Origin of the sequence: Streptomyces sp. NBC_00286, from assembly GCF_036173125.1 — a bacterium.
In the GTDB taxonomy this organism is placed as follows: Bacteria; Actinomycetota; Actinomycetes; order Streptomycetales; family Streptomycetaceae; genus Streptomyces.
Genome location: NZ_CP108054.1, coordinates 4,421,012 through 4,439,953, shown reverse-complemented (window position 1 = coordinate 4,439,953; position 18,942 = coordinate 4,421,012). Strand labels below are relative to the sequence as shown.

The 18,942-nt window shown below is 69.9% G+C and carries 15 protein-coding genes; 7 read left to right on the top strand and 8 right to left on the bottom strand.

What is annotated here, in order from left to right; all coding sequences use genetic code 11:
• Positions 1 to 20: 20 nt before the first annotated feature.
• Positions 21 to 1,232, bottom strand: a complete 1,212-nt coding sequence (locus tag OHT21_RS20100; protein WP_328774163.1) for a Cmx/CmrA family chloramphenicol efflux MFS transporter — start codon at positions 1,230 to 1,232, stop codon at positions 21 to 23.
• Between the two features lie 147 nt (positions 1,233 to 1,379).
• Entirely contained in the window at positions 1,380 to 2,027 is a 648-nt protein-coding gene (locus OHT21_RS20095) for an HD domain-containing protein (protein WP_328769733.1), read from the bottom strand.
• A 91-nt stretch (positions 2,028 to 2,118) separates the two neighbouring features.
• Here OHT21_RS20095 and OHT21_RS20090 point away from each other — a divergent pair, with 91 nt between their 5' ends.
• A complete protein-coding gene (locus tag OHT21_RS20090; protein WP_328769732.1) occupies positions 2,119 to 2,823 on the top strand; it encodes a copper homeostasis protein CutC in 705 nt (234 codons plus the stop codon).
• An 812-nt stretch (positions 2,824 to 3,635) separates the two neighbouring features.
• Positions 3,636 to 4,361, top strand: coding sequence for a YqeB family protein (locus OHT21_RS20085; protein WP_328769731.1), 726 nt, complete (start codon positions 3,636 to 3,638; stop codon positions 4,359 to 4,361).
• Positions 4,362 to 4,374: 13 nt separating this feature from the next.
• Here the strand turns inward: OHT21_RS20085 and OHT21_RS20080 are convergent, their stop codons facing one another.
• Positions 4,375 to 6,444 carry a HelD family protein gene (locus OHT21_RS20080; protein WP_443050401.1) on the bottom strand — a complete coding sequence of 690 codons (2,070 nt, stop codon included), beginning with the start codon at positions 6,442 to 6,444 and terminating at the stop codon, positions 4,375 to 4,377.
• Between the two features lie 374 nt (positions 6,445 to 6,818).
• On the opposite strand from OHT21_RS20080, the gene OHT21_RS20075 reads away from it, so the two are divergent.
• Complete coding sequence (locus tag OHT21_RS20075) at positions 6,819 to 7,022, top strand: hypothetical protein (protein ID WP_328769730.1); 204 nt, start codon at positions 6,819 to 6,821, stop codon at positions 7,020 to 7,022.
• 25 nt (positions 7,023 to 7,047) lie between these two features.
• Here OHT21_RS20075 and OHT21_RS20070 read toward each other — a convergent pair whose 3' ends face one another.
• Complete coding sequence (locus tag OHT21_RS20070) at positions 7,048 to 8,691, bottom strand: DNA repair helicase XPB (RefSeq protein ID WP_328769729.1); 1,644 nt, start codon at positions 8,689 to 8,691, stop codon at positions 7,048 to 7,050.
• 216 nt (positions 8,692 to 8,907) lie between these two features.
• Between OHT21_RS20070 and istB the strand changes: the two genes are divergently transcribed.
• Entirely contained in the window at positions 8,908 to 10,392 is a 1,485-nt protein-coding gene (gene istB, locus OHT21_RS20065) for an IS21-like element helper ATPase IstB (protein ID WP_328769728.1), read from the top strand.
• On the opposite strand, the gene OHT21_RS20060 is transcribed toward istB, so the two are convergent.
• The 3 genes from OHT21_RS20060 to OHT21_RS20050 all read right to left on the bottom strand — a co-directional run bounded on the left by OHT21_RS20060 (position 10,370) and on the right by OHT21_RS20050 (position 13,642).
• Positions 10,370 to 10,564, bottom strand: coding sequence for a hypothetical protein (locus tag OHT21_RS20060; RefSeq protein WP_328769727.1), 195 nt, complete (start codon positions 10,562 to 10,564; stop codon positions 10,370 to 10,372). The genes istB and OHT21_RS20060 overlap by 23 nt on opposite strands.
• 111 nt (positions 10,565 to 10,675) lie before the next feature.
• On the bottom strand, positions 10,676 to 10,801 hold the full coding sequence (locus OHT21_RS20055; protein WP_328769726.1) for a hypothetical protein: 126 nt from the start codon (positions 10,799 to 10,801) through the stop codon (positions 10,676 to 10,678).
• A 342-nt stretch (positions 10,802 to 11,143) separates the two neighbouring features.
• The gene (locus tag OHT21_RS20050; protein ID WP_328769725.1) at positions 11,144 to 13,642 is read right to left on the bottom strand and encodes a helicase C-terminal domain-containing protein; all 2,499 of its coding nucleotides are present in this window, start codon (positions 13,640 to 13,642) and stop codon (positions 11,144 to 11,146) included.
• Positions 13,643 to 14,733: 1,091 nt separating this feature from the next.
• On the opposite strand from OHT21_RS20050, the gene OHT21_RS20045 reads away from it, so the two are divergent.
• Both OHT21_RS20045 and OHT21_RS20040 read left to right on the top strand, forming a co-directional pair.
• The gene (locus OHT21_RS20045) at positions 14,734 to 15,795 is read left to right on the top strand and encodes an HAAS signaling domain-containing protein (RefSeq protein ID WP_328769724.1); all 1,062 of its coding nucleotides are present in this window, start codon (positions 14,734 to 14,736) and stop codon (positions 15,793 to 15,795) included.
• 73 nt (positions 15,796 to 15,868) lie between these two features.
• Positions 15,869 to 16,495: an HAD family hydrolase gene (locus tag OHT21_RS20040; protein WP_328769723.1), complete on the top strand. Its 627-nt coding sequence runs from the start codon at positions 15,869 to 15,871 to the stop codon at positions 16,493 to 16,495.
• A 12-nt stretch (positions 16,496 to 16,507) separates the two neighbouring features.
• On the opposite strand, the gene OHT21_RS20035 is transcribed toward OHT21_RS20040, so the two are convergent.
• The gene (locus tag OHT21_RS20035; RefSeq protein ID WP_328769722.1) at positions 16,508 to 16,756 is read right to left on the bottom strand and encodes a hypothetical protein; all 249 of its coding nucleotides are present in this window, start codon (positions 16,754 to 16,756) and stop codon (positions 16,508 to 16,510) included.
• Between the two features lie 169 nt (positions 16,757 to 16,925).
• Here OHT21_RS20035 and OHT21_RS20030 point away from each other — a divergent pair, with 169 nt between their 5' ends.
• On the top strand, positions 16,926 to 18,608 hold the full coding sequence (locus OHT21_RS20030; RefSeq protein WP_328769721.1) for a recombinase family protein: 1,683 nt from the start codon (positions 16,926 to 16,928) through the stop codon (positions 18,606 to 18,608).
• Positions 18,609 to 18,942: the final 334 nt, after the last annotated feature.

The following is an 18,942-nucleotide window of genomic DNA, read 5'->3' as shown; positions in this document are numbered from 1 at the left end:
AACGGGACTGAATAACCGCCTCATCGGTGCCGGATAACCGCCTCATCGGTGTCGGCGGGTGCGGCTTTGATGACCACTCGGGAAGCCGGACGCCGATGAAGCCGCAGCGAGACGGCGCTCGCCGCCCCCGCCGTGACCGTCATGGCCGCACCGGCCCACGCTGTCGAGGCGTACCCGAACCCCGCGTCGATGACCACGCCGCCGAGCCAGGGACCGCCGGTGTTGCCGAGGTTGAAGGCGGCCGTGGTGGTGGCACCGGCGAGGGTCGGGGCGGCGCCCGCGACATTGAACATACGGGCGTTCAGCGCGGGAGCCGTATAGAAGGCCGAGACGCCTAGGAGGAAGGAGAGGGTGACGGCGGCGAACGCGTACTGGCCGAGGAGGGCCAGAGCGATGAGAAGAACCGTCGAGGCCGCGATGCCGGACAGCAGTACCCCGAAGAGGTGCGCGTCCGCGATCCGGCCGCCGATCGTCGTGCCGACGAGCGCGCCGATCCCGAAGAGTGCGAGAACGGTGGGCACCCAGCCTTCCGCCAGGCCCGCCATGTCCGTCAGCAGCGGCGCGAGATAGCTGAACGTGCAGAAGACGCCGCCCGCGGCGAGGGCGACGATCGAGATGGTGAGCCAGGTCTGGCGGTCCCGGTAGATCCGCAGCTCACGCTTGAGCCGGGGTTTCTCGGCCGGGAGGGGAATGGCCGGGATGAGGGTGACGACCCCGACGAGGGCGATCGCGGACGCGGCGGCGACCGCCCAGAAGGCGGAGCGCCAGCCGAGGTGATCACCGAGGAAGGCACCCGCCGGGACACCGAGAACGTTCGCGATCGACAGACCGCCGATCATCACGGCGAGCGCGCGGGCACGGGCGTTCGCCGGCACCATCGCGACGGCGACCGCGGCACCGACCGCCCAGAACCCGGCACACGCCAGCGCACTGATCACCCGGGACGCGAACAGCACGGCGTAGTTCGGCGCGAGGGCACCCGCGATCTGGCCAAGCCCGAAGACCGTGATGAGGGTGATCAGGGTCGTACGGCGGGGGAGGCGGATGGTTGCCACGGCGAGGAGGGGCGCCCCGACGACCATCCCGATCGCGAAGGCCGATATCAGCAGGCCCGCACGGGGAATCGACACGCTCATGTCGTCCGCGATGGCCGGCAGGAGGCCGGACAGCATGAACTCGCTGGTGCCCAGGGCGAAGACGGAGAGCCCGAGGATGTAGACGGCGAGGGGCATGCGGGCGGGAGCGCGGGCGGCGGAGGGCATCTTCAGGGACAACCGAGGGGGATGGAGTGGCATTCCCGGACACGGTCGCTGATCCGGATGCGGTCACTGGCCCGGACGTGGTCACAGACCCGCACGCGGTCAATGGCCCGGACGTGGTCACTGAGCGGCGTTGAGCAGCTCCAGCTCGGCGCCGATGTTGTAGCGCGCCGTCGCCTCCCATTCTTTTGATCCGTACGGCGTGCGGAACAGGTGGGGGAGGGCGAGGAGTTGGCGCAGGACCGTGGCGCGGCCCTCGCGGAAGGCCTCGGAGGGGACGAAGGCGTACTCCTCGCGGATGGCTGCCGTGTAGACGGCGTACGTCTTCGGGGGCGCCGCCAGGATCGCCAGGTCGGCGTCGCAGAGGACCTGGCCGTTGGGGTCGTCGGGGGACGGGTCGTGGGTGACCGTGAGGCGGACCAGGCGGGCGACCTCGGCCGTCCCTTCTGGTGGCAGACCGGCTTCGGGCAGGGCGCGTTCGGCCAGGCGGGCCGAGCGTTCCTCGTTCTCGGAGCGGTCGGGGAGGTAGACGGCGTCGTGGAACCAGGCGGCGAGGCGGACCAGGTCCGGGTCGTCCGCGTACTTCTCGAGTACGTCGATGTGGTCCAGGACCGCGGTGAGGTGGTCGAGGGTGTGGTAGCGGCGTTGGGGTTCGGACCAGCGGGCTAGGAGGTCGTCGGCGTACGGGGCGGGGTCGGGGGCGGAGGTGGTGCGGGTCCGTTGCAGGGTGTGGAGCCAGCGGGTGCGTAGCGCTTGGGGGTCGGCCATGGGGGCATTGTTCCCCTTCGCCGCGTACCCTTGGATTGGACTAGACCTATCGTCGTCCGAGCCGTCCACGTCGTCCAAGGGGAGAGGTCCTATGAGCAAGCGTGCAGTCCTGGAGGTGATCGCCCTGGATGCCGAGGACGCGGTCGCCGCCCGGGCCGGGGGTGCGGATCGCCTCGAAGTCGTCTCCGACATGGCGGCCGACGGGCTCACCCCGTCGGTCGGGACGTTCGCGGAGATCCGGGCCGCCGTTGATATCTCGCTGCGCGTGATGCTGCGGCTGGGGGACGGGTTCGCCGCCGGTGATATTGGTGAACTGGTGCGCCGCGCACGGGAGTTGCGGGGCGCGGGCGCCGATGAGTTCGTGCTCGGGTTTCTGGACGAGGGTGGGGGCGTGGACGTGGCCGCGGTGGAGCGGGTCGTCGCTGAACTGGACGGCTGCCGGTGGACGTTCCACCGTGCGATCGACCGGGCGGCGGATCGCGATGCCCTGCGTAAGCAGCTCGCGGATCTGCCCGGGCTCGATACGTATCTCTCGGCGGGCTCGGCGGGAGGTGTGGACGCCGGGCTCCCCACGCTGCTCGTCGAGGCGGCGCGGGGTGGGGAGCCGGGGTATGAGCAGCGGCTCATGGTGGGCGGCGGGCTTCGCCTCGAGCATGTGCCGCGACTGCGGGCGGCTGGAGTGGACGCGTTCCATATCGGCGGGGCGGCGCGGCCTGGTGGGTGGGCGGAGCCCGTGTGCGCCGCCGCTGTGCGCGAGTGGCGGGCGGCGCTTGGCGCTCCGCTGGGTGCGGTTTGAATCTGCGGGTGAGTTGTGGCTGGTGGTTCCTTTCCCCAGGCCCGCCCCTTCCCGAAACTGTGGGCTGCGCCCCCAGCCCCCCGCCAGGGGGTGGTGGGGGACACCTAGTGTCGCGGCTGCGGCGCCGTTGTGGCTGGTCGCTCCCCCACTCTCGACTCGCCCCAGTTTCGGGAAGGGGGAGGGGGGACATGTTGTGTCGCGACTACAGGCCCGTCGTGGCTGCTCGCGCAGTTCCCCGCGCCCCTAAACAGCCTGCGACTGCCCGCACCCCCGACGAGCAAGCGAACCGACACGCCCGCACCCCGACGAAACCGGCACCCTCCCTCCGGTGGGAGGGGACGTGGGCCGGTGCGTCCTATGCCCGTCGCTTAGCTTCGGTCTGGGCACTGCTGCGCCCTGTGGAAGCACGGGGCCGTATGCCCTGTTGGCGACGGGCTGACGCACCGGACCGCGGCCCCGCACCACCGACCACCCAAGGGGCGCGGGGAACTGCGCGACCAGCCACACACAACCCGCACCCGCCCAACCGCCGGAGGCACCCCGCGGGGCGGTGTCAATTTGCAGATCCGCCGCGATGGGGGTCCCCCCGCTCGAGCGGAGCCCCAGTTTCGGGAAGGGGCGGGGCTGGGGAATTGCGCGATGCACCCGCAGCCGCCCACGCACCGAACCCACCCTCCTGGTGGCGCCCTTGGCCCCGCATGCCCCACGGCACCACATACCAAAGTGGCATCGCCATAGACCATCGGCTGATGACCGGAGGTCCGTCGCTCGCCACACTGAGGGCTGCGCAGCAGAAAACGGGTGGAGGGCGCATGAGTGTGGACATGCAGAAGGAGCCGGACGCACGGGCAGGCCAGGAGGGTCGGCCCGGCGAGCCCACCGTGCTCGCCGAGTCGACCTGGGGCGTCGTGGCCCTCTGCGTCGCGGCCGGAGCCGTGGTCGGCGAGCTGGTCAGGCTGCTCGCGGGGTGGTTCGTCACCCTGCGGTGGGCGCCGTTCAAGGGGCCGGCGGAGCTGTTGGACTCGGCCCCCGAGCCGTGGGTGACCATCGGCGCGGTGACCGTAGGCGCGCTGCTGGGCCTCTTCGCGGCTCTCATCCTGCTGCACGAGTCGCTGGCCGTCCGCGTCTCCGGCAGCCACGTGGAGCTCACCATCCGCGACGAGTCCGAGGAGTTCGCGCGAGACAAGATCCGCCTCGTCTTCCCGGACGGCAAACAGCTCGTACTGCTCGGCCACCACAGCGAGGAACTCGCCCGCGAGGACTGCGGCCTGCCCAAGCGACGCCTCGCCGAGGCCTTCACCGAGCACGGCTACCCGTGGGCGGACGCCGACCCGTACGCGGCCGAGTTCCGACGCTGGGTCCCGGACACTCCGGGCCTCCCCGAGGGGGCGAACGCCCTGTTCAAGGCCCGCGAGAAGGCGCTCAAGAAGCAGGACGACGCCGAGGACGCCCGGGAGCTGCGCAAGGAACTGGCACGGCTCGGCGTCGTCGTCCGCGAGAAGGACAAGCGGCAGTACTGGCGACTGCCGTCCCAGTGAACCAACGTATGGATCAAGTCAGTTGGTGCGGCAACGGCGCCGCATGCGTCACGATCAGCCCCGACACGGCTCGTGTCAGGCTGACGTACAGGCGCCGCAGCCCGGTGCGTTCGTCCGGCTCGGCGTCGACGACGGCCCGGGGCTCGTCCAGGACCACGTAGTCGTACTCCAGGCCCTTGGCGAGCGAGGCCGGGACCAGCGTGAGGCGGGTCTCGTGCGTCGTCTCCTCGCCCGGGCCGAGATACGTGATGCCCGCCGCCGTCAGCGCCCCGGCCAGCGCCGGGATCCGGGCATCGGCCGCGATCAGCCCGACCGAACCTTCCTGGCGCAGCAACTCCCCGCAGGCGCCCACCACTTCGGTGTCGCCCGCAGTCGTACGTACCTCGAAGAAACCCGGATTCTCGCGGACCGACGTCACCGGAGCGAGCCCGGGCGCGATGTGTGGGAGGAGCCGTGACGCGTACGTGATGACGTCCGTCGGGACGCGGAAGCCGGCCGTCAGCTCCTCGACGACGGCGTCCCGCTTGCCCAGGTGGGCGAGGGCCTCGTCCCAACTCCGCGTCGCCCAGGGCGTGGTGCCCTGCGCCAGATCGCCGAGCACGGTCGCCGAACCCGTCGTGCAGCGTCGGCCCACCGCCCGGTACTGCATGGGGGACAGGTCCTGCGCCTCGTCGAGCACCACATGCCCGAGCGAGTGCGTGCGCTGGACGAGATCCGTCGCCTCGTCGATCAGTACGGCGTCCGCGGCCGACCACTTGGCGGACTTCGTCGACCGTGCGGGCTTGGCCCACAGGATGGTCTTCTGCTCGTCCCCGCTGAGGATCCCGTCCGCGTGTGCGGCGAGGAAGTCGGCGTCGGAGAGCAGCCGCAGCACGAGCTTCGCGGGGTCGACCGGCGGCCAGATCGCCTTCACCGCCGCCTTCACGGCGGCGTTGCGGGCGACCGCGTCCTGTACGCGATCGTCGGGGGCCTCCCCGGACCGCTCCATCTGTACGAGCACGGCGTGCGCGATGCGCTGCGGCAGGGCCTCGCGGGCGGCGCCGTAGCGGATGTCGCGGTCGAGCAACTCCTGGACGATCTCCTCCAGTTCGTACGCCGGGACGCGCCAGCGTCGTGAGCCGCGGACCACCACGACGGGCTCGGTCGGCATGGTCACATGCGAGCGGACGGCCCGGCGCAGCACCTCGGCCATCCGTGCGTCGCCCTTGATGATCGCGGCCGCCGCCTCGTCCGTGCCCCGCATCTCCACATGCGCGACCAGGTCGTCCACCGTCGCCTGCTTGACCTCCAACTCGCCCAGCGCGGGCAGCACTTGCTCGATGTAGTGGAGGAAGGAGGTGTTCGGGCCGATGACGAGGGTGCCGGTGCGGGCGAGCCGCTCGCGGTGGGCGTAGAGGAGATACGCGACCCGGTGGAGACCGACGGCCGTCTTACCGGTGCCCGGACCACCCTGCACGCATACCGTTCCGCCCAGACCGGACCGTACGATCTCGTCCTGCTCCGGCTGGATCGTCGCCACGATGTCGCGCATCGGCCCGACGCGCGGGCGCTCGATCTCCTGCTGGAGCAACTTGCTGGTCGCGGCAACCTCTGTGGGGTCGGAGAGGTGCTCGTCCTCGTACGCGGTGAGGTCGCCGCCCGTGTATCCGAACCGGCGGCGCAGCGCCATGTCCATCGGGTCCTTCTTGGAGGCCCGGTAGAAGGGCTGGGACACGGGGGCGCGCCAGTCGATGACCATGGGGTCGCCGTCGGAGTCGTGCACGTGACGGCGCCCGATGTAGAAGCGTTCACCGTCTGCGCCTTCCGCCTGCTCGGCGCCCGGTTCGTGCAGGTAGTCGAGGCGGCCGAAGAACAGCGGAGTGTGGGCGAGGTCCGCGAGGGCTCTGATGCGCTCGTCGATCTGGTGGGTGAGGGCTTCCTTGTTGACCCAGTTCGCGGTGACGTCTCGGATGTCGAGGGACTCGACGTCCTCGCGCATGGCGCGGAGGGCCGCGCGGGAACGGGCGAGGTGGGCGCGCTCGCGGGAGAGCGGGTCGAGTGGGTCGAGGGAATCGAGGGGGTCGTCGACGGGCGGGGTGGACACGGCGGCTGCCTCCGGGGCGTGGTCATGCAGCGTGGGGCCTGCTGCGTGGAGTCCTGCTACGTGGGTGTGCCTCGTCGCCGTATGTGCCTGCGTACGTGTCTGTACGTGTCGTACGGCGGGGCTGTAGCCGACCGGTTTCCGTCCGGTCGGCGGCTCTCCACGGGGGAGGCGGGCAAGAGCGGGGATTTTAGGACAGGGGCGGAGGCCGGGGCCAACCATTTATTGCGCGGCCTCTCCTCCTGAGGTACGCCCTGGCGGGTATGCCCCTAGTGGGTCCTTAGGGGGAGGGGTAAGCCCAGAGGCGTATGCGGAGGTCGCGGAGTTTGGACCCGTAGACCGATGTCACCCGGATGGCTGAATCGCATCATGGAAACATGAGCGCAGCGACCTTCACCCCAGCTTCCGGGTCCGCCCGGCACGGTCCGCCGGCCGGTGCGACCGCCCTCGACGACCGTCACCACCGCCATCTCCTCGGCGACGCCCTGCGCGCCGTCAAGGTCTTCGCGACCGCCGCCTTCGATGTGATCGTGCTCGGGGAGTACGGCGAGGAAGCGGGCGTCGTACGCCGCCGACGCTGAGCCGCTCCGCGGGCACCCCCCGCGCTCAGCTCTCCGTCAGCAGCTCGTCCGCGTCCACGATCCGGTACGCATATCCCTGCTCCGCCAGGAACCGCTGCCGATGAGCCGCGAAGTCCTGGTCAAGGGTGTCGCGGGCGACCACCGAGTAGAAGTGCGCCTGATGACCGTCCGCCTTCGGACGCAGTACGCGACCGAGGCGCTGCGCCTCCTCCTGACGGGAGCCGAAGGTCCCCGAGACCTGGATCGCGACCGTCGCCTCCGGCAGGTCGATCGAGAAGTTCGCGACCTTCGACACGACCAGCACGCCGATCTCGCCCTGCCGGAACGCCTCGAAGAGCTTCTCCCGCTGAGCGTTGCTGGTCTCGCCCTTGATGACCGGTGCGTCCAGATGCTCGCCCAATTCGTCGAGCTGGTCGATGTACTGGCCGATGACGAGCGTCTGCTGCCCCTTGAAGCGCCGCACCAGCGCCTCCGTGACCTTCCGCTTGGTCTCGGTGGTCGCGCAGAAGCGGTACTTCTCCTCGGTCTCGGCCGTCGCGTACGCCAGCCGCTCGGCGTCCGTCAGATTCACCCGGACCTCGACGCAGTCCGCGGGCGCGATATAGCCCTGCGCCTCGATCTCCTTCCAGGGTGCGTCGAAACGCTTCGGGCCGATGAGCGAGAACACGTCCGACTCGCGGCCGTCCTCCCGTACGAGCGTCGCCGTCAGGCCGAGCCGCCGACGCGCCTGCAGATCCGCCGTGAACTTGAAGACCGGAGCCGGCAGCAGGTGCACCTCGTCGTAGATGATCAGCCCCCAGTCACGGGAGTCGAACAGCTCGAGGTGCGGATAGACGCCCTTCCGCCTCGTCGTCAGCACCTGGTACGTGGCGATGGTGACCGGCCGGATCTCCTTCCGCGTACCGCTGTACTCCCCGATCTCGTCCTCCGTCAGCGACGTACGCCGCACCAGCTCGTGCTTCCACTGCCGGGCGGAGACGGTGTTGGTGACGAGGATCAGGGTGGTGGCCTTGGCTTGAGCCATCGAACCGGCACCGACCAGCGTCTTCCCGGCCCCACAGGGGAGTACGACAACCCCTGACCCGCCATGCCAGAAGTTCTCCACGGCTTGCTTCTGGTACGGCCGCAGCGCCCAGCCGTCCTCGGCGAGCTCGATCGGATGGGCCTCACCGTCGACGTATCCGGCGAGGTCCTCGGCCGGCCAGCCCAGCTTCAGCAGCGTCTGCTTGATCTGCCCGCGCTCGGAAGGGTGCACGGCCACGGTGTCCGGGTCGATCCGGGCGCCCACGAGCGGCATGATCCGCTTCGAGCGCAGGATCTCCTCGAGTACGGGCCGGTCGGTGGTCGTCAGCACCAGACCGTGGGCCGGGTGCTTGGACAGGGTCAGCCGCCCGTACCGGTCCATCGTCTCCGCGATGTCGACCAGCAGCGCATGCGGCACCGGATACCGGCTGAACTGCACCAACGCGTCCACGACCTGCTCGGCGTCATGCCCGGCGGCCCGCGCGTTCCACAGCCCCAGCGGCGTCACCCGATACGTGTGGATGTGCTCGGGCGCCCGCTCCAGCTCCGCGAACGGTGCGATGGCCCGACGACAGTCGTCCGCCTGCTCATGATCGACCTCGAGCAGCAGAGTCTTGTCACTCTGGACAATCAGTGGACCATTCACACGAGGACCCTTTCGGTCGGTCAAACGTCCAGTGTGCCTGATCATCGGCGTGTGCGGTCGTGGACGGGGTGGGCGCATTCGTCCCCGTGCTCCCTGGCCGCGTCTGGCCGCGGACGTCAGCGGAGCGCACCGTGTCCCGTCCTATTGGATGTCTTTTCATTCCAATGAGTGGTGGGAATTCTTATTTGCGGCTTCGGTTCCGAACAATGGCGGACCGTGCAGGTAACTCGCAGGCGGCCGCTGAGGCCCAACGCATCCCCGCCCACCACGACGCTCGGCTACGCCCTGTTCGCCACCAGATGGCTTCAAGCGCCGTTGTACTTCGGCCTGGTGGCCGCCCAGGCCGTGTACGTCTACAAGTTCTTCAACGAGCTGTGGAGCTTAATCCTCCGGATCCTGAGCGGGCACGCGACCGAGACGTACGTCATGCTCGCCGTGCTCAAGCTCGTCGATGTCGTGATGATCGCCAACCTGCTGATCATGGTGATCATCGGCGGCTACGAGACCTTTGTCTCGCGTATCGGACTAGAGGGCCACCGCGACCAGCCCGAGTGGCTCTCGCACGTCAACGCCAACGTGCTGAAGGTGAAGCTCGCCACCGCCATCGTGGGCATCTCCTCCGTCCACCTGCTCCAGATGTTCGTGGACGTCCACCACACCTCACGCCACTCGCTGATGTGGGGGACGGTGATCCACATGGCGTTCATCCTCTCGGCGGCGATCCTCTGGTACATGTCCGGGGCGGGAGGAGCGGCTGGGGCGGTGGCCGGGCATGGGGGGCATGATGCGACGCCCACGGACCCTGCCGGCCAGGACCACGCGGCTGCCCAGGCCCACGCGTCACAGGAGCCGGAGCCGAAGCCCAAGCCCAAGCCGGAGCCGGGGCCCGCGCCTCATCCGATGCCCACGCCCGTGTCGGCCCCTGCCGTCCCGGCTTCCGGCGTCTCGGTTCCGACTGTCCTGGTTCCGGCGGTCTCGCTTCCGGCTCAGTCGGCCGCCCCGTCCACGTCCACGTCGGCCACCCGCCCGGCGGTCCACTCGGCGTTCCCCTCCACCACCGAGCCTCCCGCGCCGTACGCACGCCCTGTCACCAGCCCCGTGACCAGCTCGATGACCCTCGCCGGGACCGAGACCCGTATCCGGGAAGCTGGTTTGCCCTCTCAGAAACTGCTGGAGGAGTTCGACGACAGTCACCCCCGTTCCTTCGACCGGGAGACCGTCGCCCGCCTCGGCAAGCTGGACTTCGTCGCCGCCTGCGGGAACGTGGTGTTCGTCGGACCGCCCGGCACCGGCAAGACGCATCTCGCCGTCGGCCTCGGCGTGCGGGCCTGCCAGGCGGGGTACGGGGTGCTGTTCGCGACCGCCGCGGAGTGGGCGTACCGGCTCATCGAGGCGCGGGACAGGGGGCGGCTCGCCGAGGAACTGGCCGTCCTCGACTCGTACCCCCTGCTGATCATCGACGAGGTCGGCTACGCCCCCTTCGACGCGGCCACCTCCCACCTCCTCTTCCAACTCGTCGCGCACCGCTACGAGCGGGCCTCGCTGATCGTGACCAGCGACCGTCCCCTCGGCCGCTGGGAGGAGATCTTCGGCGGTGCCGCGCCCGCCCTGGTCGACCGTCTCGCGCACCACGCGGAGATCGTCCGGCTCGACGGGGACAGCTACCGCATGCGGCGGGCTATTTCATCGTGGGCAGACTGATGTTGTTGATCAGCGGCCCCTCGATCGTTGCGCCCTCCGTGATGAGGGACTCGGCCGCGGGGCCCGGCAGAGGCAGCGGCAACGGGGGCGCGGCCTGGGCCTGAGAGGCGAGGGCGCCGACGAGGGCGACCGCGGCGAGCAGGGTGGTGGTGGCGACAGCACGAGAACGCATGACGGGTTTCAGGCCTTTCGGAAACACGGTCGGAAGCTCAGCAGGCAACTCAGGCGGGGACGGGCCGGACTCGGGATCCCGAGTCCGGCCCGCGGGGTATGCGGGGTCGGGTCAGATCGGGACCTCGATCATGGCCCCGCCGGCTTCGATGGCGATGGCGGCGGCCTGGGTGGCGAAGGCACCGACCATCACGGCGGAGGCGGTCAGAACGGTGGCGATACGACGGGCAACGCGCATGTACGGACTTTCTTTCTGCTGCACCAGCCCGAACTCCAGCCGGGCGGTGCGCTCTTGATCAGGACAACCCGTGGCTGCCCGCGGACTCGCGCCGCGATGCGAGATGGGTCTGGATGTCCCTCAAGGGAGCGAAGCTCACGGCGTGGCGCGCATGATCCACCGCGTACGCCCGTACGGGTGACAGATGAACTCCGGGTGCATTGCGCCCCGTTAGGGGCGCGGGGCTGTGACATTTGCGGCTCCGCCGCGATGGGGGTGCCCCCGCTCGAGCGAAGCCGAGAGTGGGGGAGCGACCAGCCCCCACCGACCTGCAGGTTCAAAACTGCACCTCCAGCGGAGCGCCTACGCGCTGTCGCTGCCGTCCGCCAGCTCCGCGACACCCGTGATCCTGTGCAGCGGATACGTACGGACTTCGTCCGCGGTGTGGTCGTAAGCCGTAACGAACCCGCCCTCGACGCGAATCGGAGCGATGACGCGCTGGCTGGCGGAGCCCTCCGCGTTGACGTAGCCGATCCACAGCGGCTCGCCGGTGAGGACCGCGGCCTGCATGGTCGCGAGGGTCTCGGCGGAGGTGGTGCGCGGCAGGGAGCCGTTAGGCGCCGGGGCGGCGGCGGCCTTGCGGGGAGCCGTGGACGCCAGGTCGCCCGCGCGGATGGCGCGGATCGCGGCGGTCAGCAGGGTGGCGTCGGGAACCGGCGGGCCGTCGGGTACGGGCTCGGGGGCGGTACGCGGCGGCGTCCGGTGCGCATGGGCGCGCGCGATCAGTACGTCGCCCTCCGCCGACTCGGCGGCGGGCGCGAAGCCCATCGCGCGCAGACCGTCGAGGAGCGTGGCCGGGTCGGCCTGCGCGGCCAGCACGGTGGGCGCGAGCCGGCGCAGCCGCAGGTCGGCGGAGCGCTTGTCGGCGAGGATCTCGTTCAGCAGGGCGTCGTCGTCGCAGCGGACGTACGCCGACGCGGCGCCGATCCGCAGATGGCCGTGCCTGCGGGCGACATCGTCGATCAGGTACGTGAGGGGCTGCGGCACCGGCGTACTCGAGTGCGCGGCGAGGAAAGCGTGCAGGTCGGAGGCGGATTGGCCCGCGTCAAGGGCCCGCCGTACGGACCCCGGCGTGAACCGGTACACCGTCGCCCCGCCCTTCGACTCCACGTCCGCGAGCACCCCGAGCATGTCCGCCAGCGGCCGCTCCAGCGGGCCCGGCGCGACCGCGGTGAGGTCGGCCTGGAGCAGGACGTGGTCGAGGGGCGTGGGCAGGTGGGGGGCGAGGAGGCGGCCGGCGCGGGAGGCGGCCGCGGCGAGTTCGGCTCCCGCGAGGGGTGCGTCGGGCGGCGTCGCGAGCAGAGCCCGGCCGTGCGTGGACAGGGCGCCCCGACCGGTGATCCCGAGCAACTCCGCCTCGGACAGGGCCCATCGGGCGAGCCGCGTACGCAGATCGTCGGGCCCGGTCGGGGACTGGGGGCCGCGCAGCGGACGTTCCCAGTGGAGGCGGGCGATCAGGGAGTCGGCGGAGGCCGCGGCGCCCTCGGGGAGCGCGGCGAGCAGGGCCAGTACGCGGTGGCGGACCTCGGGCGCGGCGGAGCGGTCGAGGCCGGGGCCCAGCGCCGAGAGCGTACGGTCCTTGGAGTCCCGGCCGCCGACCAGGCCCGGCGTGCGGGTCGCGGTCAGCCAGACGGTGGCGAGCCGCGTCCAGCGCTCGGCCGCGGGCAGCTCCCGCCAGACGTCGTACTCGGGGGTCGCGGCGTACCGCTCGTCGGCCTCGCCGTCCGAGGCCAACAGGCCCGCCGCGTAAGCGAGTTCGACCCAGAAGGCCGCGATCGGCTCGGACACGTCCAGGGCCACCGCGGTGCGCTTGAGGTCCCGTACGCTCAGGCCGCCCGCACGCAGCACGGACGGGCCGCCCTCGTCCCAGTCCTTGAGCAGCTCCTCGACGGTCGCGAGCGCGGTGTACGCCTGGCTTGCCGCCGCCGCGTCCACAACCTGTGGACGATGCGTGACGGCGGGCTCCACGGCCGGCGGGAGCGGCTCCGTCTTCTGATGCGCGCGGCCCGCCCTCAGATGCAGGGCGACCTCGCGGGGGAGTACGACCGTGCCGGGCGCCGTCGGCAGCAGCAGTCCGCGGTCGAGGAGCCAGCGCAGGCGGGGCGCCGGGTCGGCCGTGACCTGCCCGTACGGCGGGCCCCACACCAGCCGCGACAGCACCTCCAACGACTCGGCCGGGGCTCCGTCGAGCAGGGCCCGCATCCGGGGGCGGTCGGTGAACAGCTCGGTCAGCGACGCCACCGCTGACACCGCGTCATGCGTGGTGGGCAGTCCGGCCGCCGCGAGGATCTCCTGGATACGGCCCGGCGACATGCCCGCCGTCGCCTCCGCGACCGTGGGGCCGAGGCCGGTCGGGGACGGGTGCTGGGGGGAGGGCGCGAGCAGTTCGCGGGCCGTACGCACCAGGCGCAGGCGGTCGTCCGCGCCCCACACCAGCGCCTGCTCGCGCAGGGTCGTGAGCGCGCGGCGGAGGGCGGCGGTGACCTCCGGGTCGCGCTCGTCGCCTGCCAGCAGTGCCAGGAGCACGTCGTACGTTGCCGGGTCCGGGGCCACGGCCAGGGCCTCTGCCGTCTGCAGGGCGAAACGGTCCAGGCGTTCCAGGGCGCGGACCACTGATGCGCGGGTGCCTGCGCGGGTGGCCAGCTGGGTGAGGTCGGTGGGGACGGGGGTGATGAGGTCGGGGCGGGCCTGGAGGAGGGCGGCGAGGGAAGCGTCGTCGCGGGCCCGCAGTTGCTCGGCGAGTGAGCGGGGGGTCGCGCTCGCGGGTGCGGGGTCCTCGGGGGGCCGGTGGTTGACGCTCATCCTGCCCACGGTAGCGGGTTGCCTCCGGCGGTTGGGCGGGTTGGGTTCGCGGGGGTTGGCTCACCCCTGACCGCCGGGGTCCGCTGGCGGAGGGTTTCTTTTCCCCAGCCCCGCCCCTTCCCGGCTGTATCAATGTGCGGCTCCGCCGCGTGGGGAGGCTGCGCCCCCAGGCCCCGCTGCCTCCGGCGGGGTAGGGGCGCCTCCGGCGGGTGGGTTCGTGGGGTGGGTGGGGCCCTTCCGCGGGTGGGTGGGGTGCCTATCGGGTGGGTGGGTTCGGTGCGTGGGCGACTGCGGGTGCGTCGTGGCTTCGCACTGTTCCCCAGCCCCGCCCCTTCCCGAAACTGGGGCTCCGCCCCAGGCCCCCGCCAGGGGGTGGTGGTGACACTGCGTGTCGCGGCTGCGGGTGCGTCGTGGCTGGTCGCGCAGTTCCCCGCGCCCCTAAACAGCCTGCGACTGGCCGCACCCTCGAAGAGCAAGCGAGCCGACAAGCCCGCGCCCCGCACGAAACCGGCAGCTTCCCGCCGGTGGGAGGGGACGTGGGCCGGTGCGTCGTATGTCCGTCGCTTAGCTTCGGTCTGGGCACTGCTGCGCCCTGTGTCAGCACGGGGTCGTATGCCCTGTTGGCGACGGGCTGACGCACCGGACCGCGGCCCCGCACCCACCACGCACCCCAGGGGCGCGGGGAACTGCGCGACCAGCCACACTCAACCCGCACCCGCCCAACCGCCGGAGGCACCCCGCGGGGAACTGCGCGAGCAGCCACACTCAACCCGCACCCGCCCAACCGCCGGAGGCACCCCGCGGGGCTGTGTCAATTTGCGGCTCCGCCGCGTGGGCGCGACCAGCCACACTCAACCCGCACCCGCCCAACCGCCGGAGGCACCCCGCGGGGCTGTGTCAATTTGCGGCTCCGCCGCGTGGGCGCGACCAGCCACACACAACCCGCACCCGCCCAACCGCCGGAGGCACCCCGCGGGGAACTGCGCGAGCAACCACCACGCACCCGCACCCGCACAACCGCCGGAGGCACGGGTACGGTCATCGAGGGGGGCTGAGGACGACACCAATACCGCCACCCCCGGAGGGACTTCGTGGGGATTGAGAGCGACAAGCTCGTGTTCGACTACCTGAGCCGCGTCGGCGACCTGGCTCAGAGCCGGCAGCTGCCGTCAGGAGCGCGCATGCGGCTCGTCACCGAGTTGCGTGGCGAGATCGACCGGCGCCGGGCCAGGGCGGGCGGCGACAGCCCGGCCTCCGTGCGGCGCATCCTCGCGCGCCTCGGCACCCCGGAGGACGTCGTCGCCGCGGCGGGCAGCGAGGCAAGCGACGGAGGCGAGGGAAGCGGGAGGGAACCCACTCCCGCCGTCCCCGCCCAGCGCACCGAAGAAGCCGAAGAGCGCCCCAAGGGACTGCGGCGCGTCGTCCCGCGGCCGCGGTCCGGGGAGCCGTCCGCAGTAAGTGACGTACCGACGTTTCCCGGTGACGGACCCTCTCCGCCGCACCTTGCGGGTACGGACGAGCTCGGTTCCGGGGAACCCGACTGGTGGCGGGTGGACCGGAGTTCGTTCGGGCTGACGGACAGCGTGCCCGGATTCGTGGGAGGCGTGGAGATCCCCGAACTCCTCAAGCCCCCGCCGACGGACACCGAGGACACCGACGAACCCGCGCAGAAAGTACCTGCCCAGCCCAAGAAGCTGGTCAAGGAACCCGTACCCGTCGAGGCGGCCGAGCCCGCCGAGACGGCCGGTACGACGAAGAAGCGGCGCCGTTTCCTCCCCTCGGCCCGCCCCCGCCCCCGTACCGGAGGAGGAGGCGGCACCCCCAGCCCCCTCCTCCTGCTCGCCGCCGCCCTCCTCGTCGCCGGTGCCTTCATCGGCAACCTCGTCGTCCTCGGCCTCGGCTGGCTCATCGCCTACCTGTCGCGGCGGCTGACTCCGGCCGAGTCGAAGTTCGCGGTGCTGGGCGTGCCCGGTCTGGTCGCCGCCGCGGGCATCACCTGGCTGTGGGGACGTACGGAGGGGCGCTGGGGCGACGAGATCGCCAAGGGCCAGATGAGCGACGCGATCGCCGAGACCTGGCCCTGGGTCCTCAAGGGCGCGGCCGTTGCCTCGGCGATCTACCTGGTGTGGAGAGCGCAGCGGCAACGGTCGTAGGCGTACGTCCAAAGGGCCCGCCCCCACCCGTGGACACGGACGGACGCATGGCCCGTACAACCCCCTGGGCACAATGGCCCATATGACTTCCCCGGTGCTGACCGTCGGCTTCGACCTCGATATGACCCTCATCGACTCCCGCCCCGGCATCCACGCCTGCTACCTGGCGCTCTCCGAGCGGACGGGGACGTACATCGACGCCGATCTGGCCATCACCCGGCTCGGGCCACCGCTGGAGGACGAGCTGGTCAACTGGTTCCCGGCCGACCAGGTCGCCGCCATGGCCGACGTCTACCGTCGTGAGATGTACCCCACACACGCCATCGCCGCGACGCCCGCGATGGCGGGCGCCCACGAGGCGATCGCGGCCGTACAGGACGCGGGCGGGCGCGCGGTCGTCGTCACCGCCAAGTACGAACCCAACGCCAAGCTGCACCTGAAGCACCTCGGCATCGCCGCCGACGCCGTCGTCGGCAACCTGTGGGCCGAGCGCAAGGCGGAGGCCCTGCGCGAGTACGGGGCGGGTGTCTACGTCGGCGACCACACCGGTGACGTACGCGGTGCGCGGATCGCCGAGGCGCTGTCCGTCGCGGTGGCGACCGGGCCGTGCGACGCGGAGGAACTGCGTACGGCGGGTGCGGATGTCGTACTCCCGGACCTGACGGCGTTCCCCGACTGGCTGGACCGGTACCGCTCGTAGACCCCCGACCCCTTACTGCACGGAGCGCGCCCGGCGTCGCTGTGCCGCCACTGTCCGCAGGACGCCCGCTCCCGCGATCAGGAAGCCCACGCCCATCAGCATGCTCAGGCCGAACATGTACGCAGGGAAGGGCGACTTGCCGAGCAGCAGGGGGGCCACGGTGACCAGAGTGGCCACGGCCCCTACGAAGAAGACGATGCCGCCGGTACGGACCAGTCGGTCACCGGGTTCGGCGGAATTCGCTTGGGTTTTGTCACGCACTCGACCAGGGTAGTTCCCTGCCCGAAGGAACAATCCGGGGGCGTAGTTTTCCCAAGTCGTTCACTATTCGGCCAGAGCGCCAGCCGACGAGTACGGGACCGGGTCTGGTGTGCCCACCAGTAAATGTAAGTCGGTCAACTAGGCACACAGAATCCGCTAGTCTCCTCCCATGACACCTGGTCTCCGATACCTGGCATGCCTGCGCCTGTCCGCTGACTCTGACGGCTCCACCTCTATCGGGTGGCAGCGTGGTCTGATCCGCCACCACGTCAGCGCTCCGCACTTGTCCGGCGTCTTGGTCGGGGAGGCTGAGGACACCGACATATCTGGCTCCATGAGCCCCTTCAAGCGGCCCAAGCTCGGACGCTGGCTCAGTGACAGAGTCGATGAGTTCGACGTGATCATTGCGGCCAAGATGGACCGGCTGACCCGGCGCTCGATGCACTTCAACGAACTGTTGGAGTGGGCGCAGCAGAACGGCAAGTTCATCGTCTGCGTAGAGGAAGGGTTCGACCTCTCCACCCCTCAAGGGAAAATGATGGCACGCATGACGGCCGTCTTCGCCGAGGCCGAGTGGGACGCGATCCAGGCGCGCATCGTCAACGGCGTACAGGCGCGCTTGGGGAACCGTTCGTGGCTTACGGGCGCTCCTCCTACGGGCTACCGGATCAAAGCCGTTGAAGGAGGAAAGCGCAAGGTTCTGGAGATCGACCGGGACTTCCACCCCTACGTGACAGAGATCTTCTCTCGCATCAGTGAGGGGCAGTCCACGCACCGAATCGCCCGCGACTTCAACGCTCGCGGTGTACTCACATGGTCGGATCACCTCAGAAAATTGAAGGGGGAGGCCACTAGGGGAACTCAGTGGCAGTCCACCATCATCAACAAGTTCATCCGTTCCCCTTGGGTTCCCGGTATCTACACGTACAAGGGCGAGGCTCTCTTGGATGACGGGGGAGAGCCGGTAATCCTCCCCGAGGAGCCGTTGGCTACCGTGGAGCAATGGGAATACCTCGTGGATCAGATCAAGCCCGCTCCCAGGGCAGAGAAGGCGGAAAGCCGTACCGGCGCCAAGAGCTTGCTTGCCGGTATCGCGCACTGTGGCGCGTGCGGTGCACCGTTTACCTCTCTCCTGAACTCCGGACATAAGAGGAAAGATGGTACGAGGGTTCCTGGGCACAGGTACTACCGGTGCTCCAACAAGTTTAAGGGCGGGGCGTGCACGAGTGGTCCCTATGTCCGTGCGGAGATCCTTGATGCCTGGGTTGATCAGGCTATCCGCGACTCTATCGGCCAGTGGGACATGTATGAGCGAGCCGGTACGGGTCCGTCTCAGGCAAGGGAGCTCCAGTCCGCAAAGGCGCGGCTGGAAAAGCTGGAAGCTGAATTCCTCGCAGGGGAGTACGACGGAGAGGGGCAGGAAGCCTCTTACAAGCGCATGCACAAGAGTCTATCGGGGAAAGTCGCTCTCCTAGAAAAGCAGGAATGTGAACGAATGAGTCCTGCCCTGCGGGCTACGGGTAAGAAATACAGTGAGGTCTGGGGAGCCAAATGCCAGGAAGACCGTAGAGAGTTCTTGAGGAAGTACCAGGTAAAGGTATGGGTCTGGAGTGACGCGATTCCCGAGTCGGGTGCGGGAATGGTCATGGATCTGGGAGATATTCAGACCATGGCCCAAGAGCTTAGCTTGAGTAAAGAAGGTGAGGCGGACCGGCTTTTGGTGGGTCACAACGTGCCAGTTCATTGGACTGACCCCGAGTTTAGGGAGTTCACTGCAGAGCCGGTGCCCAAGTGTCTGAGGGGCGTGAGAAGGCGTGCGCGGTTGTCTGAGAAGACGGCAGGGGCTCGGTAACTGCACCTGATATGCCCCGACTGTCAAAGTTGAAGGCAGTTTTGTATCTGGGGGTTTTTCTTTGCGGTCATGATGGCATTCGCTGAGCGTGAGCGAGGCATCGTCGTTTGCGCACCTGTGCCGGATTCTGGGGCGGCCAAGGCGCAGGGCGCACTGGTTGACATTGGGACGACTCCCAACCGGCACGTGGGTCGTGCTTCGACGGGACCGCTGAGCCTCTCTGAGACTCGGTGGGCACGAGTGGGGACCCAGTCTCGTTTCCATGCGTGATTAAGGGTGTGTGCCGTTGGGGAGAGCCCCGGTAAGGTGGTTCAGCGGTGATTCGGGACTGATC

What these genes read in the sequence shown, in the direction of transcription:
- OHT21_RS20100 (WP_328774163.1), bottom strand. Translation starts at nt 1,232, where the DNA reads ATGCCCCTCGCCGTCTACATCCTCGGGCTCTCCGTCTTCGCCCTGGGC.
- OHT21_RS20040 (WP_328769723.1), top strand. Translation starts at nt 15,869, where the DNA reads ATGGCCCATATGACTTCCCCGGTGCTGACCGTCGGCTTCGACCTCGAT.
- OHT21_RS20075 (WP_328769730.1), top strand. Translation starts at nt 6,819, where the DNA reads ATGAGCGCAGCGACCTTCACCCCAGCTTCCGGGTCCGCCCGGCACGGT.
- OHT21_RS20085 (WP_328769731.1), top strand. Translation starts at nt 3,636, where the DNA reads ATGAGTGTGGACATGCAGAAGGAGCCGGACGCACGGGCAGGCCAGGAG.
- OHT21_RS20055 (WP_328769726.1), bottom strand. Translation starts at nt 10,801, where the DNA reads ATGCGCGTTGCCCGTCGTATCGCCACCGTTCTGACCGCCTCCGCCGTG.
- OHT21_RS20090 (WP_328769732.1), top strand. Translation starts at nt 2,119, where the DNA reads ATGAGCAAGCGTGCAGTCCTGGAGGTGATCGCCCTGGATGCCGAGGAC.
- OHT21_RS20050 (WP_328769725.1), bottom strand. Translation starts at nt 13,642, where the DNA reads ATGAGCGTCAACCACCGGCCCCCCGAGGACCCCGCACCCGCGAGCGCG.
- OHT21_RS20030 (WP_328769721.1), top strand. Translation starts at nt 16,926, where the DNA reads ATGACACCTGGTCTCCGATACCTGGCATGCCTGCGCCTGTCCGCTGAC.
- OHT21_RS20060 (WP_328769727.1), bottom strand. Translation starts at nt 10,564, where the DNA reads ATGCGTTCTCGTGCTGTCGCCACCACCACCCTGCTCGCCGCGGTCGCC.
- OHT21_RS20095 (WP_328769733.1), bottom strand. Translation starts at nt 2,027, where the DNA reads ATGGCCGACCCCCAAGCGCTACGCACCCGCTGGCTCCACACCCTGCAA.